At 67.5% G+C, this 26,258-nt stretch carries 22 protein-coding genes and 1 tRNA gene; 8 read left to right on the forward strand and 15 right to left on the reverse strand.

The annotated features are described in order from the left end of the window. Window positions 1-42: 42 nt before the first annotated feature. The 13 genes from ASE31_RS11210 to ASE31_RS11270 all read right to left on the reverse strand — a co-directional run bounded on the left by ASE31_RS11210 (window position 43) and on the right by ASE31_RS11270 (window position 15,263). Window positions 43-894, reverse strand: a complete 852-nt coding sequence (locus ASE31_RS11210) for a C13 family peptidase (protein WP_057201722.1) — start codon at window positions 892-894, stop codon at window positions 43-45. Window positions 895-1,139: 245 nt separating this feature from the next. Further along, window positions 1,140-3,170 carry a glucans biosynthesis glucosyltransferase MdoH gene (mdoH, locus tag ASE31_RS11215; protein ID WP_057201723.1) on the reverse strand — a complete coding sequence of 677 codons (2,031 nt, stop codon included), beginning with the start codon at window positions 3,168-3,170 and terminating at the stop codon, window positions 1,140-1,142. Further along, a complete protein-coding gene (locus ASE31_RS11220) occupies window positions 3,143-4,711 on the reverse strand; it encodes a glucan biosynthesis protein G (RefSeq protein WP_200961102.1) in 1,569 nt (522 codons plus the stop codon). The genes mdoH and ASE31_RS11220 overlap by 28 nt, the downstream gene beginning before the upstream one ends. Window positions 4,712-4,893: 182 nt before the next feature. After that, window positions 4,894-6,315 carry a sigma 54-interacting transcriptional regulator gene (locus ASE31_RS11225; protein WP_057201724.1) on the reverse strand — a complete coding sequence of 474 codons (1,422 nt, stop codon included), beginning with the start codon at window positions 6,313-6,315 and terminating at the stop codon, window positions 4,894-4,896. Between the two features lie 4 nt (window positions 6,316-6,319). Continuing rightward, window positions 6,320-6,967, reverse strand: a complete 648-nt coding sequence (locus ASE31_RS11230) for a hypothetical protein (RefSeq protein WP_057201725.1) — start codon at window positions 6,965-6,967, stop codon at window positions 6,320-6,322. Continuing rightward, window positions 6,957-8,417: a sensor histidine kinase KdpD gene (locus tag ASE31_RS11235; RefSeq protein WP_057201726.1), complete on the reverse strand. Its 1,461-nt coding sequence runs from the start codon at window positions 8,415-8,417 to the stop codon at window positions 6,957-6,959. Before ASE31_RS11235 ends, ASE31_RS11230 begins: the two co-directional genes overlap by 11 nt. 22 nt (window positions 8,418-8,439) lie before the next feature. Next, entirely contained in the window at window positions 8,440-9,780 is a 1,341-nt protein-coding gene (miaB, locus tag ASE31_RS11240) for a tRNA (N6-isopentenyl adenosine(37)-C2)-methylthiotransferase MiaB (RefSeq protein ID WP_057201727.1), read from the reverse strand. A 100-nt stretch (window positions 9,781-9,880) separates the two neighbouring features. Beyond that, window positions 9,881-10,333, reverse strand: a complete 453-nt coding sequence (locus ASE31_RS11245) for a hypothetical protein (RefSeq protein ID WP_057201728.1) — start codon at window positions 10,331-10,333, stop codon at window positions 9,881-9,883. Window positions 10,334-10,498: 165 nt separating this feature from the next. After that, window positions 10,499-10,575 (reverse strand) — tRNA-Met (locus ASE31_RS11250). Window positions 10,576-10,600: 25 nt separating this feature from the next. Beyond that, window positions 10,601-11,380, reverse strand: a complete 780-nt coding sequence (locus ASE31_RS11255) for an enoyl-CoA hydratase (protein WP_057201729.1) — start codon at window positions 11,378-11,380, stop codon at window positions 10,601-10,603. Window positions 11,381-11,475: 95 nt separating this feature from the next. Beyond that, window positions 11,476-13,263, reverse strand: a complete 1,788-nt coding sequence (locus ASE31_RS11260; RefSeq protein WP_057201730.1) for a M61 family metallopeptidase — start codon at window positions 13,261-13,263, stop codon at window positions 11,476-11,478. Between the two features lie 61 nt (window positions 13,264-13,324). Then, entirely contained in the window at window positions 13,325-14,056 is a 732-nt protein-coding gene (locus tag ASE31_RS11265; RefSeq protein WP_057201731.1) for a DsbC family protein, read from the reverse strand. 73 nt (window positions 14,057-14,129) lie between these two features. Beyond that, entirely contained in the window at window positions 14,130-15,263 is a 1,134-nt protein-coding gene (locus ASE31_RS11270) for an FAD-dependent monooxygenase (protein WP_057202482.1), read from the reverse strand. Between the two features lie 91 nt (window positions 15,264-15,354). On the opposite strand from ASE31_RS11270, the gene ASE31_RS11275 reads away from it, so the two are divergent. The 4 genes from ASE31_RS11275 to ASE31_RS11290 all read left to right on the forward strand — a co-directional run bounded on the left by ASE31_RS11275 (window position 15,355) and on the right by ASE31_RS11290 (window position 19,884). Beyond that, complete coding sequence (locus tag ASE31_RS11275; protein ID WP_057201732.1) at window positions 15,355-16,224, forward strand: MOSC domain-containing protein; 870 nt, start codon at window positions 15,355-15,357, stop codon at window positions 16,222-16,224. An 84-nt stretch (window positions 16,225-16,308) separates the two neighbouring features. Continuing rightward, window positions 16,309-17,403, forward strand: coding sequence for a redox-regulated ATPase YchF (gene ychF, locus ASE31_RS11280; RefSeq protein WP_057201733.1), 1,095 nt, complete (start codon window positions 16,309-16,311; stop codon window positions 17,401-17,403). A 126-nt stretch (window positions 17,404-17,529) separates the two neighbouring features. After that, complete coding sequence (gene rarD / locus ASE31_RS11285; protein WP_057201734.1) at window positions 17,530-18,423, forward strand: EamA family transporter RarD; 894 nt, start codon at window positions 17,530-17,532, stop codon at window positions 18,421-18,423. 174 nt (window positions 18,424-18,597) lie between these two features. Further along, on the forward strand, window positions 18,598-19,884 hold the full coding sequence (locus ASE31_RS11290) for a GGDEF domain-containing protein (RefSeq protein ID WP_057201735.1): 1,287 nt from the start codon (window positions 18,598-18,600) through the stop codon (window positions 19,882-19,884). Window positions 19,885-20,049: 165 nt separating this feature from the next. On the opposite strand, the gene ASE31_RS11295 is transcribed toward ASE31_RS11290, so the two are convergent. Next, window positions 20,050-20,520: a YqaA family protein gene (locus tag ASE31_RS11295; RefSeq protein ID WP_200961103.1), complete on the reverse strand. Its 471-nt coding sequence runs from the start codon at window positions 20,518-20,520 to the stop codon at window positions 20,050-20,052. A 153-nt stretch (window positions 20,521-20,673) separates the two neighbouring features. Here ASE31_RS11295 and ASE31_RS11300 point away from each other — a divergent pair, with 153 nt between their 5' ends. The 4 genes from ASE31_RS11300 (at window position 20,674) to purH (ending at window position 24,355) form a co-directional block, all read left to right on the forward strand. Beyond that, window positions 20,674-21,213, forward strand: a complete 540-nt coding sequence (locus tag ASE31_RS11300) for a M15 family metallopeptidase (protein WP_057201737.1) — start codon at window positions 20,674-20,676, stop codon at window positions 21,211-21,213. 155 nt (window positions 21,214-21,368) lie between these two features. Beyond that, window positions 21,369-22,424, forward strand: a complete 1,056-nt coding sequence (gene dusB, locus ASE31_RS11305; RefSeq protein WP_057201738.1) for a tRNA dihydrouridine synthase DusB — start codon at window positions 21,369-21,371, stop codon at window positions 22,422-22,424. After that, on the forward strand, window positions 22,421-22,654 hold the full coding sequence (locus ASE31_RS11310; protein ID WP_057201739.1) for a Fis family transcriptional regulator: 234 nt from the start codon (window positions 22,421-22,423) through the stop codon (window positions 22,652-22,654). The genes dusB and ASE31_RS11310 overlap by 4 nt, the downstream gene beginning before the upstream one ends. A gap of 99 nt (window positions 22,655-22,753) precedes the next feature. Further along, window positions 22,754-24,355 carry a bifunctional phosphoribosylaminoimidazolecarboxamide formyltransferase/IMP cyclohydrolase gene (gene purH / locus ASE31_RS11315; RefSeq protein WP_057201740.1) on the forward strand — a complete coding sequence of 534 codons (1,602 nt, stop codon included), beginning with the start codon at window positions 22,754-22,756 and terminating at the stop codon, window positions 24,353-24,355. A gap of 86 nt (window positions 24,356-24,441) precedes the next feature. On the opposite strand, the gene ASE31_RS11320 is transcribed toward purH, so the two are convergent. Further along, a complete protein-coding gene (locus ASE31_RS11320) occupies window positions 24,442-26,220 on the reverse strand; it encodes an alkaline phosphatase (protein ID WP_057201741.1) in 1,779 nt (592 codons plus the stop codon). Window positions 26,221-26,258 lie beyond the last annotated feature (38 nt).

The raw sequence follows: 26,258 nt of genomic DNA on the forward strand, positions 1-26,258 counted from the left end.
GGCGCGCCGGGCAGTGCGCGGCGCAAGGATCGCGGCAGGTCCTCAGGGCGCCAGCAGCCAGTCCTTGAGGGGCTGGCCGGCCCAGGCCTTGGCCTCGTCGCCGACGAAGGCCAGCGGCTTGGAGGCCGGCAGCTTGCGGCGCTTTTCCTGTGCGGCGATGGCTTTTTTCGCTTCGCCCATCCAGTCGGTCACCGACAGGCCTTCCGCGCCGGCCTGGCCGAACAGGGCATCACCGAAGGGCGTGTGGCTGCCCTCGTACTGGCACTTGAACGAGGTGCTGCGCACATCGGTCGCGGTCAGCACCACGCGATTCGGTGCCTTCAGGGGCTCGATGAACGAGCCGCTGTAGCACGCCGACAGCACCACCAGCGTGGGCACCTTGCCCAGGGGCGCCAGGGCGTCGCTCAGGATCCTGGGCGTGATGGGTTGCTGGTTCTTGCCGCCCACGTTGACGCTGAGCAGTCCGGGGTTGGCGTGGGTGGAGATCAGCAGCAGCACGCGGTCACGCGGGCGCGCCACCTCGGCCATCTTGGCCATCACCAGCGCGAAATTCTCGGCCGTGGCCTGGGGCCAGTCGGCGCTCTGGTCCTTGGCCGGGTTGGCCAGCTTGAGCATCAGGGCATTGGGGTCGATCCCGCTGACCAGCTTTTCGGCCAGCAGCACGTCGTTGCGGAAGGCCTTGGACTGCGAGTGCATTGCAAAGCCGGCAAAGATGATGCGGCCTGGCGGTTCGGCAGGCGGCTGGGGTTCGGGGGCTGCCTGGGGTGCAGGCGCCGACGGCTCTGCCACCTGGACGGGGGGCGCAGCGCAGCCTGCGGCCGCGAGGGCCAGTGCCAGGGCGCTGGCGTGGAAGAAGAGCCGCGTGGCGGCGTGGGGGGCAAGAGGCGATGGCATCGATGGTGTTCCACAGAAGGGCAAGAATCGGGGCAACCGGAGCGCGGCGCGCAGGCGGTTGCGAAGCGTGCGTATCGTAAGGGAGTGCCGTGGCGAGTCCAGCGCCTGTTTGGGTGAGTGGCGCAGCCGGGGTTGCGTTGTCGCCCATCGCCAGCAGGGATTGGATGCTATTGAATGAGTAGCAAACGACAAAAAGCCGGTGCATGCACCGGCTTCGTGTTTGTGTGGCAAATGTCACGCTTTCATCATGCGGCCCGCAGCGCCGGCCGTGCCAGGCGGCTGGCATGCAGCCAGGCGCGGCGCAGCACGGGGGGCGACCACGACTCCTCGGGGATCAGCAGCAGGCGCTGCGCACGCATCGCCTTGCCCAGGGCGATCTGGCTGGTCAGCACCGCCAGCGGAATGGCCAGCGCCAGCGGCAGGCCCACGGGCATCAGCCACAGCAGGGCGCTGCCATCGACGAAGGCCACGCCCAGGGCCAAGAGGGCGATCACGGCGGTCATCGGGGCGAGCTGGCGCGTGGCCTGGCCCCAGGGCACGGCATTGGCTTCGCGGGGTGGTGACTTCCACTGCAGCTCCAGGCCGGTGATGGCCAGCAGCACGAACAGCGAGTGGGCCAGCATGCGCACGGGCGCCTGCAAAATGGCCAGCACGCTCTCGACCACGGCGCTCTTGACGAGGCTCCAGCCGCCACCGTACTGCGACTGCTCCTTGCGCATGAAGACGGCCGTCACGCCCAGGATGCGCGGCAGGAACAGCATGGACACCGTCCAGCCCCACAGGCCCAGCAGTTCGGCCGGCAGGATGTGCCAGTTGGCCACCACAGGGGCACCCGACAGCCACAGGGCCGTGCCCAGCGTCAGGAAGGCCAGCCACAGCGGCGCCGACAGGTAGGCCATGGCGCCGGTGACGAACATCGAGCGGTGCACGGCATGGATGCCGGGCTCGGCCATGAGGCGGGCGTTCTGCAGATTGCCCTGGCACCAGCGGCGGTCGCGCTGCAGCTCGGCCAGCAGGTCCGGCGGTTGCTGCTCATAGCTGCCGATCAGGTCCGACACCAGCCACACGTGGTAGCCGGCGCGGCGCATCAGCGCGGCCTCGACAAAGTCGTGCGACATGATGCCGCCCGACAGGCCGCCCTTGCCTGCGATGGGGGCCAGCGCGCAGTGCTGCATGAACGGCTCCATGCGGATGATGGCGTTGTGGCCCCAGTAGTGCGACTCGCCCAGTTGCCAGTACTGCATGCCCAGGGTGAACAGGCGGCCGGTGACGCGCGAGGCGAACTGCTGCGCGCGGGCGTGCAGCGTGACGTGGCCAATGGCCTGCGTGGCCGTTTGCACGATGCCGGCGCTGGGGTTTGCTTCCATCAGCTTGGCCATCGAGACGATGCAGTCGCCGCTCATCACGCTGTCGGCATCGAGCACCACCATGTAACGGTAGTCCTTGCCCCAGCGGCGGCAGAAGTCGGCCACGTTGCCCGCCTTGCGGTGGCTGCGGCGCGTGCGCAGGCGGTAGTACACCTGCACCTGGGGCTGCTGGCCATGCTCGGCCAGGGCGCTGCGCAGGTCCTCCCAGGCGGCATGCTCGGCCCGGGCGATGTCCTTGTCGTAGCTGTCGGACAGCACGAACACGTCGAAGGTGGCGCCGTGGCCCGTGGCCGCGACCGACTCGCAGGTGGCGCGCAGGCCGGCGAACACCGTGGCCACGTCCTCGTTGCAGATCGGCATGATGATGGCCGTGCGCGCCTCGGGCGAGAGCTGGGCGGATGCCACGCTCTTGGCCGACAGTGCATGGCGGTCGCCGCGCAGCATGACCCAAAAACCCATCATCCCGGTCATGAAGCCGGTGACCACCCAGGCCGAGAGCAACGCGAACAGCGCCATCTGGCCATAGCCCAGCCAGGCGTTGTCGTAGTCGGGCTGCACACCGGCGAACAGGGTGGTGGCCAGCGTGGTGCTGAGCACCGTGAGCAGCGCAAAGGTCCAACGGCGGCGCTGGGCCGCGCCCTGCCAGGCCTCGTGCTGCATGCCGGCCGGGGTGGCTGGTGCGGCGGCGCCGGGGCGGCCGGTCAAGCGCAGCAGCAGCGCGGTGCCAATGCTGTTCCAGAAGCCGCGCCAGGGCAGGGGCACCATGGAGCCGCGGTTGAGCGGCGGCGCGGTGACGGAATTGGGGTGGCGCTCCTCGCGCAGCGTGCTGCGCTGCGTGCGAGGGGCACCACGGTCTTCAGAGGCGAGGGGCTCTGACGGGCTTACTCGGGAAGAATGATGTGCGTCCATGTTTCGCTCACAGCGTGGTTGTCGTGTTGAAGGAAGGCGCGCAGCTCGATCGGGCGATCGGCCTGCTGGCGCTGTACGCGCACGGTCATGCGCCACTGCCCGGTGGCAGGGTTGCGGTAGGCCGCGTTTTCGAGAACCTTGCCGTTGGCGTCGGCGGTGACCACGGCCTTCACGGCGGCATCGGTGGGCAGGGCGGCCAGCGCCGGGCCGGTGAAATCGACCACGTACTGCACCTGCTGGCGCAGCTCCTGCGCGCTTTGCTGGGTAAAGCCCATGCCGCGACGAGACTGCGTGACCCAGCTGCCCGGCGGGCGCTGCTGTTCATCGCCCTGCCAGCCGAGCTCGTACGAGAACTCCAGCGGCGTGCCCGGGGCGGGCAGCTTGGCCGGCACCCAGTAGGCGACGATGTTGTCGTGCGTTTCGTCGGGCGTGTTGTTCTGCACCAGCTCCACCCGGCCCGGGCCCCAGTCGTGCAAGGGGCGCACCCAGGCGCTGGGGCGGCGTTCGTAGCGGGCTTCCACGTCCTCGTAGCTGGCCCACTGGCGGTCGCGTTGCATCAGGCCGAAGCCCTTGGGGTTGGTGGTGGTGAACGAGGTCACCAGCGTGCTGCCCGGGTTCTGCAGCGGGCGCCACAGCCATTCACCCTCGCCCGTGGCGACCATCAGGCCGTCGGAGTCGTGCACCTCGGGGCGAAAGTCCTGCTTGCGCGGCTGGTTCTCGCCAAAGAAGAACATGCTGGTCAGCGGCGCCACGCCCAGCATGCCGATGGGCTTGGCGGCGTTGCCGCGCACGAAGACCCGGGCGCGCACGGTGGTCAGCGTCTGTGGCCCGGGCGTGATGTCGAAGCGGTAGGCACCCGTGGCGCGGGGCGAGTCGAGCAGCGCGAATACCGTGACTTGCTTGCCTTGGGGCCCGGGCTTGACCAGCCAGAAGTCGGTGAAGCGCGGAAACTCCTCGCCCGTGCCGCCCACGGTGTCGATCGCCAAGCCGCGCGCCGACAGGCCGTACTGCTGGCCCGCACCGAGTGCGCGGAAATAGCTCGCGCCCTGGAACACCGCCAGCTCGTCCTTGTACTCGGGCGAATTGAGGTGGTTGTGCAGGCGAAAGCCCGCAAAACCGAGGTCACCCCAGGCCTGGGGCTGCACGGTGTTCTTGCCGTAGTCGAAGTCGGCGCGGCTGTAGCTGATGTCGCGCGTGCCCGAAAGCATCACCTCATGGATGCGCACCGGCTGGGTCTGGTACAGGCCCAGGTGGAAGAACATGGCCTCGAAGGGCATCTTCTCTGCGCGCCACAGGGCACGCTCGGGCTTGTAGCGGATGTCACGCACCTGGTCGTAATTGAGCTGGGCCAGGTCTGCGGGCAGCTTGTCGCTGCCTGCGTTGAAAGGCTTGTCGGCGCGCTCACGCGCCAGCTTCGTCAGGCTCTCGAAATCGAACGCCTGTGCCTGCGCCACGCTGGCCGCCAGCAGGGCAGACAGTGCCACTGCGGCAGCAGCACTGCGGCGCAGGGGGCGTGAAAGGGAGGGAAATACAGCATCCATGCCGGCATATAGGGCAAACCCTGTGCCAGCTCGAAAAAAAGCTTGTATATCAACAGCTTAGGTGCTGGTTGGCCTGTAAGCAGATGTGCAATGCAGCAAAACGGCCCCAAAAGGCCGGTTTTTGTCGCCGAATGGCGACAGGGGGATGGCTGTGTATCGCCAATCCCTTTGAAATCAAGGACTTACTCCTGTCGCTCATCGGCGACGTCATCGCCCAGGCCCTCGTCCGGGCTGGCGTCGCTCTTGAAATGGCCGGGGGTCAGCGCATGCTTTTGCAGCAGCCGGTAGAACTCCGTGCGGTTGCGCTGGGCCAGGCGTGCGGCGTCGGCCACGTTGCCATCGGTCATCTTGAGCAGGCCCACCAGGTACTCGCGCTCGAAGCGCTGGCGCGCGTCGGCAAAGCTCAGCACCGGGGCCGAGGGGATGCGCAGCGCGCGCTGCACCAGGGTCAGCGGCACCAGCGGCGTGGTGGACAGTGCACACACCTGCTCAACCACGTTGAACAGCTGGCGCACATTGCCGGGCCAGGCCGCCGTGGTCAGGGCCTTGAGCGCCTCGGGCGCAAAGCCCGACAGGCGCTTGTCGTACTTGCGCGCCAGCCGGTCCAGGAAGTGGTTGGCCAGCAGGGCGATGTCCTCGCGCCGCTCGGCCAGCGTGGGCAGTGCCAGCGTCACCACGTTGAGGCGGTAGTACAGGTCCTCGCGGAACTGGGCCGTGGCCATGGCGGCCTCCAGGTCGCGGTGGGTGGCCGAGATGATGCGCACGTCGATGGGCGTGGACTGGCTTGACCCCACAGGCCGCACGGCCCGCTCCTGCAGCACGCGCAGCAGCTTGACCTGCAGGGCCGGCGGCATGTCGCCGATCTCGTCGAGCAGCAAGGTGCCGCCCTCGGCCGCCTGGAACAGGCCCTTGTGGTTGCTGGTGGCGTCGGTGAAGGCGCCCTTGACGTGGCCGAACAGCTCGGATTCGAGCAGGGCCTCGGGGATGGCGCCGCAGTTGACTGCCACGAAGGGCTTGGCCGCGCGCGGGCTGGCCCGGTGGATGGCCTGGGCCAGCAGTTCCTTGCCGGCGCCGCTGTCGCCCAGCAGCAGCACGCTGGCGTCCGACTGGGCCACCATGTAGGCCTCGGCCAGCAGCTCGGTCATGCGGTTGGAGCGGCTCACGATCTCGGCGCGCCAGGCCTCGTTGGCATGGGCCTGGGCCACGACCGGGGCGCTCAGCGCCAGGGCCTCCCCAATCTTCTCGAGCAGGTCCTTGCCGTCGTAGGGCTTGGTCAGGTAGGTGAACACGCCGCGCGAAGTGGCCTCCACCGCGTCGGGGATGGTGCCGTGCGCGGTCAGCAGGATCACGGGCAGCGAGGGGTGGCGCTCGCGCACCTCGTCGAACAGGGCCAACCCATCCTTGCCCGGCAGCCGCACGTCGCTGAGCACCAGCTGGGGCCGGGCCATTTCGAGCTGGGCCAGTGCCGCTTCAGCCGAGCCCACGGCAATCACCTCGTAGTCCGCAGCCTTCAGGCGCAGCGAGAGCAGGCGCAGCATGTCGGCATCGTCATCGACGACCAGGATGCGTTGTCGGCCGCTGGCGGGCTTGCTGGTGGGCGGCATGGCTTCAGCGGACCTCGCTGGCAGCGGGGGCGGGTGGCCGGGCGGTCATGCTGCGCTCGATGGCACGCACGGCCTCCAACCGTTCGTTGAGCTGGTCGTTGCGGCGCTGGGCATCGCGCAATTGCTGTGCCTGCCGCTCCAGTTGCTCTTCCAGCCGGCGCTGCTGCAGCAGCCGTGCTTCCAGCAGGCGCGCCAGGGGTTGCAGGGGCTGCGTGGCGGTGTCGTTGTGGCCCAGCAGGCGCTGCACCTGCGCCAGGGCGCGGGCCGTGTCCACGGGCTGGCGGGTCTGGGCCAGGGCCAGCGCCAGGTGCAGGGGGCTGGCGGCCAGCGTGTCTTCGGCCTCACCCAGGCGGGCGATTTCACGGGTCAGCTCGGCAGGCGGCATGCGCTGCACGCGGTCGGCATAGGCCAGCGCCTGGGTGAGCTGGGCAGATTCGGGCGCAGGCGCGCTGGCCTGCGGCGCGGTTTCCCGGGGGGGCTCGGCGGGGGGCGGTGCCACGGGCAGGGGGGCTGGCACCACCACCGCCACGGGGGCAGGCGGCGTGCCTGCAGGCGGGGGGCTGATGCAAGCGGCCAGCAGCGCTGTGGGCGCCAGTACCAGTGCGCCGATGTGGCGGCGCGCAGCACGGGTGGATGACAGGCTAGGAGGCATGGGGCAATTCGATGCGAAAAAAGGAATGGTCGCCATCTTCCACCAGTTCCACCCGGCCGCCATGGGCGCCGATGTATTCCTGAACGATGGACAGGCCTACCCCGGTGCCGCGCACGGCATCCTCGGGCTGGCGGGCGCCGCGGTAGAAGGGCTCGAAGACATGGGGCCGGTCGGCGGGGGCCACGCCAGGGCCCTGGTCGATGACGTCGATGCGCACCCGGCCCGGCACCCGGGACACTGCCAGGCGCACCGTACCCTGCTTGGGCGAGAAGCGGATGGCGTTGGACAGCAGGTTGCCGATGGCCGAGGCGATCTTGTCGCCGTCGATGGCCAGCGAAACGGGCGAGCCCTGTACCACCACGCGCAGGCTGCGGGCCTGCCACTGCAGGCGCTGGGATTCGACCTGCGCCTCCAGCAGCGCGATCAGGTCGGTGTCGCGCCGGTGCAGTTGCCGGGCCTCGAAGGCGGCGGCGTTGAAGCGCAGCAGCGCCTCGATCTCGTTTTGCAGCATGATCGTGTTGTGGTGCAGGATCTGCGCCACCTCCTGCTGCCCGGGGTTGAGCTCGCCCGTCACGCCGTCCTGCAGCAGGGCCACGCCCTCGCGCATGGAGGCCAGCGGGGTCTTGAGCTCGTGCGATACATGGCGCAAAAAGCGCGCCTTGTCCGAGTCGAGTTCCAAGAGGCGCAGGCGCAGCCATTCGAGCTGCAGGCCCACGCGGCGCACGTCGGCCGGGCCATTGATCTGGATGGGTTGCTCCAGGTCGTTCTCGCCCAAGAGGCGGATGGCGCCTTCTAGCCGCTTGAACGGCCGCGCCAGCCAGATGCCGAAGGACAGCGCCAGCACCAGCGCCAGCACGATCACGCCCACCACCTGGTGCGTGACCTCGCGGCGGCTGGCGTCGACCTTGGCCTGCAGGGCGCTGTTGCGTTCGGCATTGAGCTCCTGCACCGATTGCACGATGGCGTTGTGCAGCGTGTCGAGCGAGGCGAACTCCTCGGCTGCGGCGCGTTCGTTCTCCAGCGACACGGCGGCCGGTGCCGCCATCAGCGACTGCACCGTGGCCAGGTGGGCGCGCCACTGGGCCACGTGCCTGGCCGGCAGGCCGCCGTCCTGCAGCTGCTGCAAGGTCTGCTGGGCGTCGCGCGCCATATCGTCAAAGCCCCGGCGCAACTGCGCGTCGCCCAGCACCAGGGATTGCCGTGCCGCCCGCTCCATGGTCTGGCCGCGCTGGCCCAGGGCCTGCGCAGCGGCGCTCAGGCGCGTGGCCTGCACGGCGCCCTCGCGGCTTTGCACCATGAGCTGCTCCAGCGAGTACAGGGCCCCCAGTGAACTGGCGCCCAGCAGGCCGGCAATCAGCAAAAAGGCCAGCAGCAGCAACTGCTGGAACGACAGGCCATGCAGGCGGTTCCTGCCCGGTTCACCCTCGCGTGAAGCGCTCGATTCGGCCATGGAGAGTGGAATGGGCCGCAGCTCAGGCCGTGGCTATTTCTTGCACCACCACCTCGCCGCGCAAGGTGTAGGCCTTGGCCTCGGTGATGGTCACGTCCACCATCTGGCCGACCAGGCGCGGCTGGCCCACGAAGTTGACCACGCGGTTGCACTCGGTGCGGCCCATGAGCTCGGTGGCGTCGCGCTTGGAGGCGCCTTCCACCAGAATGCGCTGCACCGAGCCCACGCGGCTTTCGCTGATGGACTTGATATTGGCGTTGATCACCGACTGCAGGTGCTGCAGGCGGCGCAGCTTTACCTCGTGCGGCGTGTCGTCGTGCAGGCCGGCGGCGGGTGTGCCGGGGCGCGGGCTGAAGATGAAGCTGAAGCTGTTGTCGAAGTGGACGTCGTCGATCAGCTTCATCATCTTGCCGAAGTCTTCCTCGGTCTCGCCGGGGAAGCCGACGATGAAATCGCTGCTCATGGCCAGGTCGGGGCGGATGGCGCGCAGCTTGCGCACCGTGCTCTTGTATTCCATGGCCGTGTAGCCGCGCTTCATCGCCATCAGGATGCGGTCGCTGCCGTGCTGCACCGGCAGGTGCAGGTGGTTGGCCAGCTTGGGGATGCTGGCGTAGGCCGCGATCAGGCGCGGCGTGAACTCGTTGGGGTGGCTGGTGGTGTAGCGGATGCGCTCGATGCCGGGGATCTCGGACACGTACTCCAGCAGCAGCGCGAAGTCGGCGATCTCGGCCGTGCCGCCCATCTTGCCCAGGTAGGCGTTCACGTTCTGGCCCAGCAGGGTGATCTCTTTCACGCCCTGGTCGGCCAGGCCCGCCACTTCCACCAGCACGTCGTCGAACGGGCGGCTGACCTCCTCGCCACGCGTGTAGGGCACCACGCAGTAGCTGCAGTACTTGCTGCAGCCTTCCATGATGGAGACGAAGGCACTCGCGCCCTCGACCCGCGCCGGGGGCAGGTGGTCGAACTTCTCGATCTCGGGAAAGCTGATGTCCACCTGCGGGCGGTCCAGCCGCTCGCGCTGGTTCAGCAGCTCGGGCAGGCGGTGCAGGGTCTGGGGGCCGAACACCACGTCCACGTAGGGCGCGCGCTTGATGATCTCGGCGCCTTCCTGGCTGGCCACACAGCCGCCCACACCGATCTTCACGCCGCGCGCCTTCAGGTGCTTGATGCGGCCCAGGTCGCTGAACACCTTCTCCTGCGCCTTCTCGCGCACCGAGCAGGTGTTGAAGAGGATCAGGTCGGCCTCTTCCACGTTCTGCGTGGGCTCGTAGCCCTGTGCGGCGTGCAGCACGTCGGCCATCTTGTCCGAGTCGTACTCGTTCATCTGGCAGCCGAAGGTTTTGATGAAGACTTTTTTGGCCATGGCAGTCAATTCTCGTGTCCGAATAGGGATGCGGCGGCACGCGTGGGGCGGCCGCTCTGGGTGGGGTGGTGGGCGTGCGCGCGGCCCACCGGGACCGGGCTTACTTCTTGACCGGGTCCGAGTCGGTGCGGAAGTTGAACTGGATCGTGTCCCCAGGACCTTTGCGTGGCTGGGCCGCCTCGCCCTGGGTCAGGATCCAGGCGGACAGCAGCATGCCCGTGCTGTTCTCGATCAGGTAGTTGACCTTGAAGGTCTGGCCCTGCACGGTGTGCAGCATCACCAGCGTGTTCTGCGGGGTGAACAGGCGCATGCCCGGCGCCATGCGGATGGTGTTGCCATTGAGCTTGGCCTCGGATCCGGCCAGCACGGTCAGGTTGCCGCGCAGCGAGGCATCGGGGAAGTTGCGCATCTCGCCCATGCCGCCGGGCACCTGCTGGGCCTGGACCGGGGCGGCGGCGCACAGCAGCGCGGCAAGACCGGCGGCGGCCAGGGCGCGCAGCGGGGATCGGTCTTTGCGGGCTTGGGAAATCAAGGCAGGGGTGCAGCGGTTCATGGTGTGTATCCAGAGGCTGTTAAGCAAGGTGGGGAAGGCGATTTTACCGGCCGGTGCACTGGCAAAGGCCTTTTGGAACAAGCCCTTACCGTGCACACCATGCGCCGAAACAACGCCGGCCCAAGAAAAAACCCGCAGCGCCAGGGCGCAGCGGGTTTTTAGATGTGGTGGTGGTAGGTGGACTTGAACCACCGACATCAGCATTATGAATGCTGCGCTCTAACCAACTGAGCTATACCACCGCAGACCGAAATTATAGAACAAAAATTATTGGTGTGTAAAGTTCGCGGCGCGTTTGTTCACGAAAGCGTCCATGCCTTCCTTCTGGTCCTGGGTGGAGAACAGGGCGTGGAACAGGCGGCGCTCGAACATCACGCCGTCCGACAGGCTGCCTTCGAAGGCGCGGTTCACCGATTCCTTGGCGGCCATCACGGCGATTTGCGAGAAACCCGCGATGACGAGGGCAGCGCCCAGGGCTTCGTCGGCCAGCTTGTCGTAGGGTACGACGCGGCTCACCAGCCCGGCGCGCTCGGCTTCGATGGCGTCCATCATGCGGCCCGTGAGGGCCATGTCCATGGCCTTGGATTTGCCCACCGCGCGCGGCAGGCGCTGCGTGCCACCGGCGCCGGGGATCACGCCGAGCTTGATCTCGGGCTGGCCGAACTTGGCGTTGTCGGCGGCGATGATGAAGTCGCACATCATCGCCAGCTCGCAGCCGCCGCCCAGCGCAAAGCCGCTCACGGCCGCGATCACGGGCTTGCGGATAGAGCGGATGGTCTCCCAGTTGCGCGTGATGTAGTCGCCCTTGTAGGTTTCGGCAAAGCTGTACTTGGCCATGGCACCGATGTCGGCGCCCGCGGCGAAAGCGCGCTCGCTGCCGGTGACGATGACGCAGCCGATCTTCTCGTCGGCATCGAAGGCCTTGAGGGCCTGGCCCAGCTCGTCCATCAACTGGTCGTTGAGGGCGTTGAGCTGCTTGGGGCGGTTGAGCGTGACGATGCCGACCTTCTCGGCTTCGGTGCGCACTTCAATGGTTTCGTAGGCCATGGAATCGGATCTCCTTGGGTAGTTATAGGGGTGACTGTCTCGGCCGGACGACTATACCCAAGCGAAGAAGGCTTTGCGTGGATGGGGGCCTGGCATCAACCCAGCCAGCGGCCCACGGCGGCACTGTTGGTCACCCCCAGGCTGATGGTGTCGGGCGGGGCGCCCTTGCGGTCGGCGGCATCGGGCGGCAAGGTCAGCGGCAGTTGCAGCAGCCGGCCATCGCGCGCCACCACGGCCACCAGCTTGTGCTCGCTGCCCGCATAGAAGGCCACATCGTCGAGCTTCTGCACGCGCCAGCCCTGCCCATCCACCAGCACGCCCAGCCACTCGTCGCCCGCGGCCAGCCCGGCCTTTTCGGCGGCACCGCCGCGCAGCACGGTCTTGATCTGCACGCTGTGGTTTTCCGCCACGCGCATGCCCAGGCGCTGGGCCAGTTGCGGTCGCTCGGCCTTGAGCAGCACGCCGTGCGCGGCCACCAGTTCGGCCAGCGGCAGCTCGGCCGTGCTGTGCACCCAGGCGTCGATCTCCGCGTCGAACGAGCGGTGCGCCAGCTTCTGCAGCACCTCACGCAGGTCGGCCTCGGTCATGGGGCCGCCTTCGGTGCGTTTCCACAGCGCGCGCATCACCTCGTCCAGCGTGGTCTTGCCGTCGCGGCGCAGGGCCAGGTCCAGGCACAGGCCCACCAGCGAGCCCTTGGTGTAGTAGCTCACCGTGCCGTTGGCGGTGTTCTCGTCCTGGCGGTAGTACTTGACCCAGGCATCGAAGCTGGCCTGGGCCACCGTCTGTACGTGGCGCCCGGGGGTCTGCAGCACCTGGTTGACGGTCTTGGTGATCAGCTTGAGGTAAGTGGCGTCGTCGATCAGGCCGGCGCGGCGCAGCAGCAGGTCGTCGTAGTAGCTGGTGAAGCCTTCGAAGAACCACAGCAGCTCTGTGTAGTTCTCGCGGCCGTAGTCGTAGCGGGTGAGCTCGGCCGGGCGCAGGCGCTTGACGTTCCAGGTGTGGAAATACTCGTGGCTGATCAGGCCCAGCAGCGTGGTGTAGCCGTCGCCTGCGCGCGCTTCGCCCTGGCGTGGCAGGTCGCGCCGCCCGCAGATCAGTGCGGTGGAGTTGATGTGCTCCAGCCCGCCGTAGCTGTCGCCCACGGCGTTGAGCATGAACAGGTAGCTCTTGAACGGGGCCTTGCCCTTGTCGCCATGCCAGAAGGCCATGGCCGTCTCGCAGATCTTCTGCGTATCGGCCAGCAGGCGCTTGCCATCGAACGAGGGCGCGGCGCCCGCGACGACGAAACGGTGTGCAACGCCCCCGGCCGTGAAACGCCCGCTCCAGAAGGCGCCCATCTCCACCGGGCAGTCCACCAGCTCGTCGTAGTGCGCGGCGGCATAGGTGCCGAAACCCGCCTTGTCGGTGGCGCGCGCCGCCAGCCCCGTGGCGACGGACCAGTGCGCGGTGGCGGCGGTGCTTGCCACCTCCAGCGTGTGCGCGCCGTCCTCCTGGCCGTGCACGCGCAGGCACAGGCTGGTGCCGTTGAAAAAGCCGCGCGCGGCATCCAGCCACGCGGTGCGCACCGAGTTGTCGTAGGCGCAGACCTGGTAGGTCAGCACCAGTGCCTGGCCAGGGCGGCACTCCACCTGCCAGCGGTTCTTTTCCAGCTGGGCCAGCGGCACGCTGCGCCGGCCCTGGCGGGCCCCCAGCTGCTGCAGATTCTTGGAAAATTCGCGCACCAGGTAGCTGCCCGGTATCCAGACCGGCAGCGACAGCTCCTGCAGCTCGGCCGGCGCGGCCACTGTGAGGGTGACCGAGAACAGGTGGGCGTTGAGGTCGGCCGGTTCGACGCGGTAATGAACGGGGGCGGGGTGGGTGTCGTCGGTGCGCTGGGTGGCCATGGGCGGTGCTTTGCGTGGCGTGGGGCCTGGCACCTCGGGGCACCGGACCCGCGGATGTCTGTCAGTTCGTGGTGGGCGTGTCGGCGGCGGCTTCTGCCAACCGCTTTTCCACGTCCTGCGCGCCAATGGCGCCCGGCACGCGGATGCCATCGGCAAAGATCAAAGTCGGGGTGCCGGTGATCTTGTGCTTCTTGCCGAACGCCAAGTTGCGCTGCAGCGCGTTTGTGTCGCAGCTGGCGGCCGCGGGGGGCTTGTCGCGCACCATCATGTCCTGCCAGGCGGCGACCTTGTCCTTGGAGCACCAGATGTTGCGCGATTTTTCGGCCGAGTCGGGGCTCAGGATGGGGTACAGGAACAGGTACACCGTCACGTTGTCCACCTTCTGCATGTCGCGCTCGAAGCGCTTGCAGTAGCCGCAGTTGGGGTCCTCGAACACTGCGACCTTGCGCTTGCCGTCGCCACGAACGATGGTGAAGGCGTCCTTGATCGGCAGGGCCGAGAAGTCCACGGCCGTGATCTTGGCGATGCGGTCTTCCGTCAGGTTGCGGCGTGCCTTGGTGTCGATCAGCTCGCCCTGGATCAGGTAGTTGCCCTTGGCATCGGTGTAGAACACGTCGGTGCCGATGCGCACCTCGTACAGCCCCTGCATGGCCGTGGGGCTGACCTCGTCGATCTGCTTCATCTGCGGAATGCGCTCGGCCAGAGCCTTGCGGATGGCCGCTTCCTGGGCCATGGCCGACAGGCCCAGCAAGGCCAGCGCGGCGCCTGCCAGCACGGTGGAAATCAGTTTCATGGTGTTCTCGCTCGCTTCAATTGGGTCTGGCGGGCCTGCACATGGGCGCAGCCCCTGGTTGCCGGTAAGTGGGTCAGTGGATGCCCATGGCCTGGCGGGCCACGAAATTCTTGATCGGTCCGCTGCGCTCGAAGCCCTTCATGCCCCAGTTGCGCAGCGCCTGCCAGGGCCCGTCCTGGCGGGCGAACAGCTGCTGCAGCCCGTCGGTGGCCAGCCCCATGGGCAGCAGCGCGGCCTTGCGTTCCCTTTCATAGCGGCGCAGCAGCTTGGTGTCGGCCACGCTGCGCCAGTAGTCCCGCCCGTGCAGCAGTCCGGCAAGTGCCTGGGCATCGGCCAGCCCCAGGTTCAGCCCCTGGCCCGCCAGCGGGTGCACGTTGTGCGCCGCATCGCCGGCCAGCACAAAGCTGCGCTGCTGCTTGCCCTTGGGCGGCAGGGCACCGCACCAGCGGTCGGCCCGGGCCTGCTGCAGCGGCCAGGAGGCGCGCTCGCCCGCCAGTTGCAGGCTGCCCAGCGTCCGCTGGCTCGCCGCTTCCAGCCGCTCTGTGAATTCTTCGGGGGCCAGCGCCAGCAAACCTGGCACCTGTTCCTTCTGAACAGACCACACGACCGCCACGGAGTTCCCTTCGGGCCCGCCCAGGGGCAAAAAGGCCAGGATGCCGTCGGGCAAAAACCACTGGCGCGCCACCTGGCCGTGCGGCAACTCGCAGGTCAGGCGCGTGGCAATGGCGTGCTGTTCATAGGGGGTGACCTCGAAATTCACCCCAAACTCGGCGCGTGTCTGGCTAGCGCGGCCTTCGCAGACCACGGTCAGCGCGGCCTCCACCGGCTCGCTGAGCGTCTCGACCTGGGGCTGGTAGCGCACGGCCTCGGCCAGGCGGGTCTCCAGAGCAGGCACGTCCACGATCCAGGCCAGGGCGTCCACCCCCTGGGCCTGTGCATCAAAGCGCACTGCGCCGCCCTGGTCGCCCGCCACCTGCATGCTCGTGACCGCCGTGGCATGTGTTGCGTCGGGCCAACTGCGCAGGCCCTCCAGCAAGGTGCGCGAAGCACTGTTCAGGGCGTAGGCCCGCACGTCCGAGGTGGCACCTGCTGCGGGGACTGGGCTGGCCGCCAGGGCCACCCGCAGCCGCTCGCGCGCCAGCAGCAGGGCCAGGGTGCGGCCCACGATGCCCGCGCCGCGAATACAGATATCAAAGGTTTGCGCCATGCGGCCCATTGTAGGAGCGGCTCCGTTGCCTGCAGGGGCAGTGCAGAATTGGGGCCTTTCCCTGTCCGTTCTTTTCCAGGAGCGCCGCCGCGTGAGCTTCAGCACCGAATCCGACCTGTCGGGCACCATCGCCCGTCTGTTTGTCTACCCCATCAAGTCCTGCGCCGGCATCGAGGTGCGCGAGGCCCTGCTCACCGAGACCGGCCTGGACCTGGACCGTGCCTGGATGGTGGTCGACCCCGAGGGCCAGTTCATCACCCAGCGCGAGCTGCCGCGCATGGCGCTGATCCGCCCCCAGCTCAAGACCGAGGAGATGGTGCTGCGCGCCCCCGGCATGCTGGCCCTGCACGTGGGCATCGACGTGGTGGAAGAGCCCATGACCGTGACGGTATGGCGAGACACCGTGCCCGCCTGGGACATGGGCGCCGTGGCCGCCCAGTGGTTCACCGACTTCCTGGGCACCCCCTGCCGCCTGGTGCGCTTCGACCCCGAGGTGCGCCGCCTGTCCAGCATGGACTGGACCGGCGGCGTGGAGGCGCCGAACCAGTTCGCCGACGGCTTTCCGGTGCTGGTGGCCAGCGAGGCATCGATGGACAGCCTCAACGAGCGTCTGGCCGCCGCCGGCCACGCGCCCGTGGGCATCGAGCGTTTTCGCCCCAACGTGGTGCTCGCCGGCGTGGAGGCGCACGACGAAGATCGCGTGGACCAGATCCGCATCGACGCCGAGGGCGGCGAGCTGCAGCTCGTGCCCGTCAAGCCCTGCGCGCGCTGCCCCATTCCCGACATCGACCCGGCCACGGCCGAGAGCACGCCAGCGGTGGGCGACACCCTGCGCGCCTACCGCCAGGACAAGCGCCTCCATGGCGCCATCACCTTCGGCATGAATGCCATCGTGCGCCAGGGCGCGGGCCAGATGCTGCGCGTGGGCCAGCGCGTGGCGGCCGATCTGCGCTTCGATTGAGGGCTTGTCCGGGGTGCTGCGGGTAGGGTGCGCGGCAGCCCCGTAAAATCGGGGTTTGTCTCCCGAATTCCAGAAAGCCCTGCCATGAGCCTCCAATGCGGCATCGTGGGCCTGCCCAACGTCGGCAAGTCCACCCTCTTCAACGCGCTGACCAAGGCCGGCATCGCCGCCGAGAACTACCCGTTCTGCACCATCGAACCCAATGTGGGCGTGGTCGAGGTGCCCGATCCGCGCCTGGCCCAGCTGGCCCAGATCATTTCGCCCGAGCGCATCGTGCCGGCCATCGTCGAGTTCGTTGACATCGCCGGCCTGGTGGCAGGTGCCAGCCAGGGCGAAGGCCTCGGTAACCAGTTCCTGGCCCACATCCGCGAGACCGATGCCATCGTCAACGTGGTGCGCTGCTTCGAGGACGACAACGTCATCCACGTGGCCGGCCGCGTCGACCCGATCTCGGACATCGAGGTCATCCAGACCGAGCTGTGCCTGGCCGACATGGGCACCGTGGACAAGGCCCTGAACCGCTACAGCAAGGCCGCCAAGTCAGGCAACGACAAGGACGCCGCCAAGCTGGTGACGCTGCTCACGCGCATCCAGGCCGCGCTCAACGAAGGCAAGCCCGCCCGCTCGGTCGATATCACCAAGGAAGAGCAACCCCTGCTCAAGTCCCTGTGCCTGATCACGGCCAAGCCCGCGATGTTCGTGGGCAACGTGAGCGAGGATGGCTTCGAGAACAACCCCTTCCTCGACCGCCTCAAGGAATATGCCGCCAGCCAGAACGCCCCCGTGGTCGCCATCTGCGCCAAGATGGAAGCCGAGATGGCCGAAATGGGCGACGAGGACCGCGACATGTTCCTGGCCGAGATGGGCCAGACCGAGCCAGGCCTGGCCCGGCTGATCCGCGGCGCCTTCAAGCTGCTGGGCCTGCAGACCTACTTCACCGCCGGCGTGAAGGAAGTGCGCGCCTGGACCATCCACATCGGCGACACGGCGCCCCAGGCGGCCGGCGTGATCCACGGCGACTTTGAGCGCGGCTTCATCCGCGCGCAGACCATCGCCTTCGACGACTACATCGCCCTCAAGGGCGAGCAGGGTGCCAAGGACGCGGGCAAGATGCGCGCCGAAGGCAAGGAATATGTCGTCAAGGACGGCGACGTGCTGAACTTCCTGTTCAACGTCTGACGCCTGGCAGATTCCCCGGCAGATGCTCCCGGCGCCTGCCCCGCATCCCTGCAGTGCCTTGTGCGTGCAGGGATTTTTTTCATGTGCCCCCGGCGATGCGCCGTGTGCCGATGCCCTGATGGACCCATGAACACCGGAATCCTCTACGCCAGCCTGGCCTATGTCGCCTGGGGCCTCTTGCCCCTGTACTTTCGCCAGGTGGCCGATGTGCCGGCGCTCGAAGTGGTGGTGCACCGCACCGCCTGGGCGCTCCTGTTCCTGCTGGTGGTGCTGGGCGTGCGCCGGCAGTGGGCCTGGCTGCCGGCGCTGCTGCGCCAGCCCCGGGTGGTGCTGGCCTTCGGGCTGTCGGCGCTGCTGCTCTCGTCCAACTGGCTGACCTATGTGTGGGCGGTGCAGAACCAGCATGTGGTGGACGCCAGCCTGGGCTACTTCATCCTGCCGCTGGTGAACGTGGCCATGGGTTTCTTCTTTTTGCACGAGCGGCCCCGGCGCGGGCAGTGGCTGGCGCTGGCCGTGGCGGCTGCCGGTGTGCTGTGGCTCACGGCGCAGACCGGCCGGCTGCCGTGGATCGCGCTGGTGCTGGCGCTCACTTTCGGTGTCTATGGCCTGCTGCGCAAGCTGGCGCCCCTGGGCGCGCTGGAAGGGCTGACCCTGGAGACGCTGATGCTCGCGCCGCTGGCCTTCGGTGCCATGGCCTGGTGGGCCTGGCAAGGGCAGGGCGTGCTGGTGCAGGGCGATGCCGCCTCGGTTGGCTGGCTGGCGCTGGCGGGGCCGCTCACGGCCATCCCGCTGCTGCTGTTTGCTGCCGGTGCCCGCCGGCTGCCCCTGGCGACGCTGGGCATCCTGCAGTACATCTCGCCCAGCCTGCAGTTCGCGCTGGGCGTCTGGCTGTTCCATGAACCCCTGCAGCCGTCCCGGCTGGCAGGCTTCGTGCTTATCTGGGCTGCATTGCTCGTCTACAGCCTGGAGGGCTGGTGGCAGCTGCGGGCAGGCTCCGCCGCCGTGGCGGCAGGGCGCTGATGGGGGTGGCTACTGGAAAACACGGGGGCAATAGCGATAGGCTGTACCTAAAATACCGGGTCCCATGATCGGGGCCCTCGACTGGGCGTGTGCGCCATGTTTGTGCGGGCGAGGCCCTGCTGGCTGTCCATTGACTGAAAAAACGAACGTTTCCAACCAAGTGCACAGACCACCATGGGCGCCACCTCCCCTTTCTCGACGCTCTTCGGACGCAAGAAGCCGCTGTTTGCCAACACGGACGCCTTTCCGCTGACGGACGCCATCCTGGAGTTCGATGACTCCAGCGACGAGACGGCGATCCACCACCACCCTTCGCGCAGGGAAATGGATGCGGCCGGCCAGCCACGCGATCTGGCCAGTGCCCGCCGCTGGTGGATCGCCAGTGGCCTGATTGCCTTGTATTTCGTGGCGATGCTGGTGTTCCATGCGATGGACCTGGTGCAGACGCGCACCGTGTTCGTGGCCCTGGCGCTGGTGGCCGTGTTCGTGCCGGTGTTCGCCATGGTTTTTGCACTGGGCCTGCACCATCGCTTCAAGGAAAAGCAGCTCAAGCTGCCCATTGCCGCTGTGGCCTATGGCGGCCTGCTGCTCATCTGCTACCTCGACCCCATCATGCAGATCCTGATGGCGCCGTTCGCCTTTGTCGTCGTGGCCTATTCCATGTACCGCGTTTCGGGCCGTGCGCTCATTGCCCTGGCGGCCCTGCTGCTGCTGGGCTATGCGGTGGTTATCGCGGTGCACTACGCAGAGCAGTCCAACGACGCGCTGCTGCGGCTGGAGCTTGCGCACTGGCTGTCGCTGGCGTTCGCGCTGCCGGCCGTCATCCTGCTGATCGGCAAGGTGCAGAAGCTGCACCGTGTGCTGCACCGCGCCAGCCGCAAGATCCGCAACATCCAGCAGGATGCGCAGCGCGACACGCTGGTGGGCTGCTTCAACCGGCGCTACACGGTGGCGGCTCTCGAAGAGCAAAAGCAGCTCGCCGATGAAAGCGGCATCCCGCTGTGCTTGGCGGTCATCGACCTGGACCACTTCAAGCGCATCAACGACGAGCTCGGCCACCTGGGTGGCGACGAGGTGCTGCGCACCTTCTCGCGCGTGGCGCAGGACAACGTGCGTGCGGGCGACATCTTCGGGCGCTACGGCGGCGAGGAGTTTCTGCTGATCTTCCCGGGCACCTCGCTGCTGCCGGCGCTCAATACCTGCGAGCGCATCCGCTCGCACGTCGAATCGCATCCCTGGACCGATGTGCTCAAGAGCCGCGTGTCGGTGTCCATCGGTGTCACACAGTACATCCTGGGCGAGTCGGTGCTCGAATTCTTCTCGCGCGCCGACACCGCCATGTACATGGCCAAGGAAGGCGGGCGCAACCAGGTGGTGGTGGAGGAGCCCGTCTCCAAGGGTGATTCGTCCATCGCGCCCCTGGGCACCGAGAAGGATTTCCTGGGTACGCCCGCACCCTGAGAAGGTGCGAACGAACCCGGCATACCCGCTCATCCCGCCAAAACGCGCGCGCTCGTCGTTGCAAATGCTCGCCATAGCCCGAGCTATGGCTGTGCTTTGCGCCTAGATCGCACGCGTTTTGACGGCCTGCTCGGCCCGCCGGATTCCTTCACCCCTTCTGAGCGATCAGGTGCCGATCTGCCCCGGCATGAAGTGCAGCAACACGGTGGTCATTACCATGTAGCGCATGAACTTGCCCACCGCCATGTAGGCCAGGCACGGCCAGAACGGCAGCTTGAGCCAGCCGGCCACGGCGCACAGCGGGTCGCCCACCACGGGCAGCCAGCTGAGCAGGCAGGCGCGGGCGCCAAAGCGTTCCAGCCACGCCAGCGCACGCACATTGGTTGTGTGCCCACGGGCCTTGTCCACGGCCTTGTGGGCCCCGAGGCCCATCCACCAACTGACCCCGCCGCCCAGGGTGTTGCCCACCGTGGCCACCAGGATGGCGGGCCAGTACATCTCCGGGTTGAGCTTGATGAGGCCAAAAACGGCCGGCTCCGAACCCAGCGGCAGCAGTGTCGCCGAGATGAACGAGACCACGAAGACGGTGCTCAGGCCGAACTGCGGCAGGGCCAGCCACTGCATCAGCTGGTGCATCCATATTTCCATGCACCGGAGTTTAGGGGCACCCCGCGCACGAAAAGCCGGGTGAAGGCTCCGTCCTACACCGGTGCGCGCCATCCGCGCATGGCCCGTGGCGAGGTCTGTTTGTATCGTTCATGGACGCTACCGCTCAAGCAGGAGGCCCCCATGCACAGCACCCACCACACCACCACCGCAACCCACCGCAGCCCCTGGCTATCGCTGGCAGCGGCGGCGCTGCTGGCCGCATGCGTGCAAAGCCCCCAGGCGGCCGTGCCCCAGCCAGTGGCTGCGTTGCCATCGGGCGCGATCAGCGTGGTGCAGGAGCGCGGCTGCGGCGCCAATGGCCAACCGGCGGTCCTGCGCTCTGCGCAAGACGGCCTCAAGGCCCAAGGGATGGCGCTCAAGGCCCGGTGCGATCTCCAGACAGGTGCCTGGGTGGTGCAGGTCATCGTGGTCGACGGCATGCGTGCCAGCAAGGTGGTGCGCGGGCCTCTGGCCGATGGAGGCGAGGTGGACATGGGCACGCCTTCCGGGGTGCTGAGCTCTGCCACGCAGAACCTCTCGCCGGACGTGCACCACAACCGCCAATGGCTGCGCGCTTTGATGGCGCACCACCAGTTCGATAACCTGCCCGGCGCCTGGTGGCACTATGCCCAGCGCGGCATGCCGGTACAGGCCAGCGATACCGACCTCGCGGCGCGCTGACAAGGCATCACCGGAGGGGTGCGCAGCGGCACTGTTGCGCAGCAGCACAGGCGGGCTGTAAAAGTCGCGCAGATTTCATTTGCTGAAATTTTGAGCAGGTACAATCCTGCCTCCTTTTTCAGCATTCGCAGCTTCGGCGCACCCCCATCCTTCCCATGCACATCGGCCACATTCCTTTGGCGAACCGCTTGTTCGTCGCCCCCATGGCGGGCGTCACGGACCGGCCGTTTCGCCAGCTGTGCAAGGAACTGGGGGCGGGCTATGCCGTGAGTGAAATGGTGACCTCGCGCAAGGACTTGTGGAACAGCCTCAAGACCTCGCGCCGGGCCAACCATGAAGGGGAGCCGGGGCCGATCGCGGTGCAGATCGCCGGCACCGAGGCGCAGATGATGGCCGAGGCTGCGGTCTACAACGTGGAGCGCGGTGCGCAGATCATCGACATCAACATGGGCTGTCCGGCCAAGAAGGTGTGCAACAAGTGGGCCGGCTCAGCCCTGATGCAGGACGAGGCGCTGGCCGTGTCCATCGCGCAGGCGGTGGTCGAGGCCTGTGCGCCGCACCAAGTGCCCGTCACGCTCAAGATGCGCACCGGCTGGTGCCAGGAGCACAAGAACGCCGTCGCGCTGGCGCGCCAGTTTGAGGCCGTGGGGATCCAGATGCTCACGGTGCATGGACGCACGCGCGAGCAGGGCTACAAGGGCCATGCCGAGTACGACACCATCGCCGCCGTGAAGGCGGCGGTGCGCGTACCGGTGGTGGCCAATGGCGACATCACTTCGCCCGAGAAAGCGCGCGAGGTGCTGGCCGCCACGGGGGCCGATGCGATCATGATCGGCCGCGCGGCACAAGGACGACCGTGGATCTTCCGCGAGATCGGGCATTTTCTCGCCACGGGCGAACACCTGGCGCCACCGCTGGTGGCCGAGGTACGGCGCCTGCTGCTCGAGCATCTGCACGACCACTACCGCCTGTATGGCGAGCTGACCGGGGTGCGCAGTGCGCGCAAGCACATTGCCTGGTACCTGCGCTCCATGCCGGGCGGCGAAGCCTTTCGACAACACATCAACACCATAGAGGACTGCGCGGCCCAGTGGCAGGCGGTGGCGGACTATCTGGATGCCCTGGCGCAGCAGATGGACCGCTTTCCCGCCGCCAGCACACTGGCTGCCGACGCAGACCCCAGCGAAGAACAAGAGGGATTGGCTGCATGAGCAAGAAACATATTGAAGAATGCGTGCGCGAGAGCCTGCAGGGCTACTTTCGCGACCTGGGCGGAGAGACGCCCGATGGCATGTACGACATGCTGGTGCGCGTGGTCGAAAGGCCGCTGCTGGAAGTCGTGATGCAGCAGGCCGACAACAACCAGTCGCGCGCTGCTGAATGGCTGGGCCTGAACCGCAACACCCTGCGCAAGAAGCTGGTGGAACACAAGCTGATCTGATGCCCCGTTGCGCCGGGCAACGCTGGCGCTTCCCACTACCGCAGTGCAGTTGCCGGCAACTGCACCCCACCCGATTCCAAACTCCTTTACCGACCTGCCATGAACGCACTTCTTTCCGTCTCCGACAAAACCGGCATTGTTGAATTTGCCCAGGCGCTGCACGCCCTGGGCATCAAGCTGCTGTCCACCGGGGGCACCGCCAAGCTGCTGGCCGACAAGGGCCTGCCCGTAACCGAAGTGGCCGAGGTCACCCAGTTCCCCGAAATGCTCGACGGCCGCGTGAAGACCCTGCACCCCAAGGTGCACGGCGGCCTGCTGGCGCGCCGCGAGCTGCCCGAGCACATGGCTGCGCTCAAGGCGCATGGCATCGACACCATCGACCTGCTGGTGGTCAACCTCTACCCCTTCGAGTCCACCGTGGTCAAGGCCGGTTGCACGCTGGCCGACGCCATCGAGAACATCGACATAGGCGGCCCCGCCATGGTGCGCAGCGCCGCCAAGAACTGGAAGGACGTGGGCGTGCTGACCGATGCCTCGCAGTACCCCGCCGTGCTCGAAGAACTCAAGGCCTCGGGCAAGCTCTCGGACAAGCTGCGCTTTGCACTGTCGGTGGCGGCATTCAACCGCATTGCCCAGTACGACGGCGCGATCAGCGACTACCTCTCGTCCGTCAGCTTCGAGGAAGAGAAGCTGTCCGAAACCTATGTGCCCGCGCGTGCCCAGTTCGCCGGCCAGAGCAATGGCATCTTCACCAAGGTGCAGGACCTGCGCTACGGCGAGAACGCCCACCAGCAGGCCGCGCTGTACCGCGACCTGCACCCCGCGCCCGGCTCGCTGGTCACCGGGGTGCAACTGCAGGGCAAGGAACTGTCGTACAACAACATCGCCGACGCCGATGCCGCCTGGGAATGCGTCAAGAGCTTCGAGGCGCCGGCCTGCGTCATCGTCAAGCACGCCAACCCCTGCGGCGTGGCCGTGGGCCTGGACGCGCTGGACAGCTACGGCAAGGCCTTCCAGACCGACCCCACCAGCGCCTTTGGCGGCATCATCGCCTTCAACCGCCCGGTGGACGGTAAGGCAGCGCAGCAGATCTCCAAGCAGTTCGTCGAAGTGCTCATGGCCCCGGACTTCACAGCCGAGGCGCTCGAAGTCTTCAAGGCCAAGGCCAATGTGCGCCTGCTCAAGATCGCACTGCCCGCCCACGGCGGCACCACCGACTGGCAGCGTGGCCGCAACGCCATGGATGCCAAGCGCATCGGTTCGGGCCTGCTGCTGCAGACCGCCGACAACCAGGAGCTGTCGCTGATCGACCTCAAGGTCGTGACCAAGAAGCAGCCTACGCTCGAAGAGATGGAAGACCTGCTGTTCGCCTGGAAAGTGGCCAAGTACGTCAAGAGCAATGCCATCGTCTTCTGCAAGGGTGGCATGACCATGGGCGTGGGGGCCGGCCAGATGAGCCGCCTCGACTCGGCCCGCATCGCCAGCATCAAGGCCGGCCATGCCAGTCTGAGCCTGCAGGGCACCGTGGTGGCCAGCGACGCGTTCTTCCCCTTCCGCGATGGCCTGGATGTCGTGGTCGATGCCGGTGCCACCTGCGTGATCCAGCCCGGCGGCTCGATGCGCGACAACGAAGTCATCGACGCTGCGAACGAGCGCGGCGTGTCCATGGTGTTCAGCGGCGTGCGCCACTTCCGGCATTGATCCGGTTGCGATGCCGCCGCCAGCGGTGGCATTTGCGCACTAGAAAGGCGGCCTCGGCCGCCTTTTTCTTTCCTGGTCCGGTTCGGTCAGACCGCCACGATGCGGCCGCGCCCGGCGGTGCCGGCCACCACCTTGAGTGACTTGTCCGTGCTGGCGGTGTAGCTGCGGCTGGTGATGGTGTTCACGTAGACCCAGTCGGCGCGGCACTCGGTGGCCGTGGCGGTAAGCAGCATGTAGCCGCGGCGCGAGGTGTCGCAGTATTTGAGCGGCGAGATCAGTTGCTGCAGTGCGCCGGCCAGCACGGCCGGGTTTTCCTTGGGCAGGTAGTCCTCGAACCCAGGGGAGGTGACGGACGAGGTGGCAAACTCCACGCCCACGGCATTGCCGCCCAGGTCGGCCAGCTCGTTGGCCCAGGCGTTGTGCGTGTCGCCCGACAGCACCACCAGGTTCTTGTTCAGGCCGCGTGCCATGGCCAGCACGGTTTCGCGCGCGGCCTGGTAGCCGTCCCAGGCATCGAGGTTGTAGGGGATGGAGGGCTGGGCCAGCACGCCCTTTTCGGTCGCTGTCAGCGTGGCGGGTGCCGCCTGCGCCTTGGCCACGATGGCCGCGTACTGGGACACGCTCACCCCGGCCCCAGGCTGCAGGGTGTCGATGAGGATGGGGGCAGGGATGTTCATGCGGCCCATCAGCACCTGCTGGCCCAGCACCTGCCAGGTGGCGGACGATGCGGCCATCTGCTGCTGCAGCCACTGGGTCTGTGTGCTGCCCATGAGCTGGCGCGTGGGGGCGCCCACGGCAGCGGTGAAGCCCGCGGCATCGAAGCCGCTGGCCGTGAAGAAGCGGCTGTAGTCGGCCTGCTCGTCGCGCCCGATCACGCGGGTGTCGAGCATGTGCAGAGCCACCAGATCGCCGAAGGCAAAGCTGCGGTAGATCAGTTCGGGCTGCGCGTTGCGGGTGGGCATCCACTCGTGGTAGGCCTGCATCGCCACGGCCTTGCGCGCGGCAAAGCTGCCTTCGGTCGCGCTCTGGTGGTTCTCGGCGCCATTGGCCCAGGTGTCGTTGGCGATCTCGTGGTCGTCCCACACGGCGATCATGGGGGCGGCGGCATGCAGGGCCTGCAGATCGGCATCGGTCTTGTACTGGGCGTGGCGCGTGCGGTAGTCGGCCAGTGACAGGATTTCACCCACAGGCTGGGAGAGGCGGCCCAGTTGCTCGGCATTGGCGGACGCGTAGCCGCCCCGGGCATATTCGTACACGTAGTCGCCCAGGTGCACGGTCGCGTCCAGGTCATTGCGGCGTGCCGCCTCTGCATACACGTTGAAGTAGCCGGCAGGGTAGTTGGCGCAGGAGAACACGGCCAGGCGCACCTGAGACACGCTGCCGGTCGGCAGGGTGCGCGTGCGCGCCGTGGCCGAGGTGGCGGCATAGGCCATGAAGCGGTAGTAGTACGGGGTTGCAGGCCTGAGGCCGGTGGCATCAACCTTCACCGTGAAGTCGCGGGCCGCCGTGGCGGATGCCGTGCCCTGGGCCACCAGGGTGGCAAAAGCGGAGTCGCTTGCCACTTCCCAGCGCACGGGGATGTCGGCGCCGTGGTTGGCGGGCGGCGTGACGCGCGTCCACAGGATGACGCGGTCGCTCAGGGGGTCGCCGCTGGCCACGCCATGCGCAAAGCGCACCTCCGGTGCATCGTCGCTGCCGCCGCAGGCCGCCAGGGGCAGGGTGCCCAGTGCTGCAGCACCGAGCGCCAACTGGCGCACAAAGCTGCGGCGGCTGGCATGGGCGGGATCGGCTGGGGCATCGTTCTCGGGTGCATTGCCCTGCAGAAGATTGGTCAGCGGGCGTGGGGTGCGGGGAGGGCGGTTCATGGTGGAGCGGTCCGTTGTGTATCCGCCAAGGCTCGCAT

This window comes from Acidovorax sp. Root217 (assembly GCF_001428645.1).
Taxonomy (GTDB): Bacteria; Pseudomonadota; Gammaproteobacteria; order Burkholderiales; family Burkholderiaceae_C; genus Acidovorax.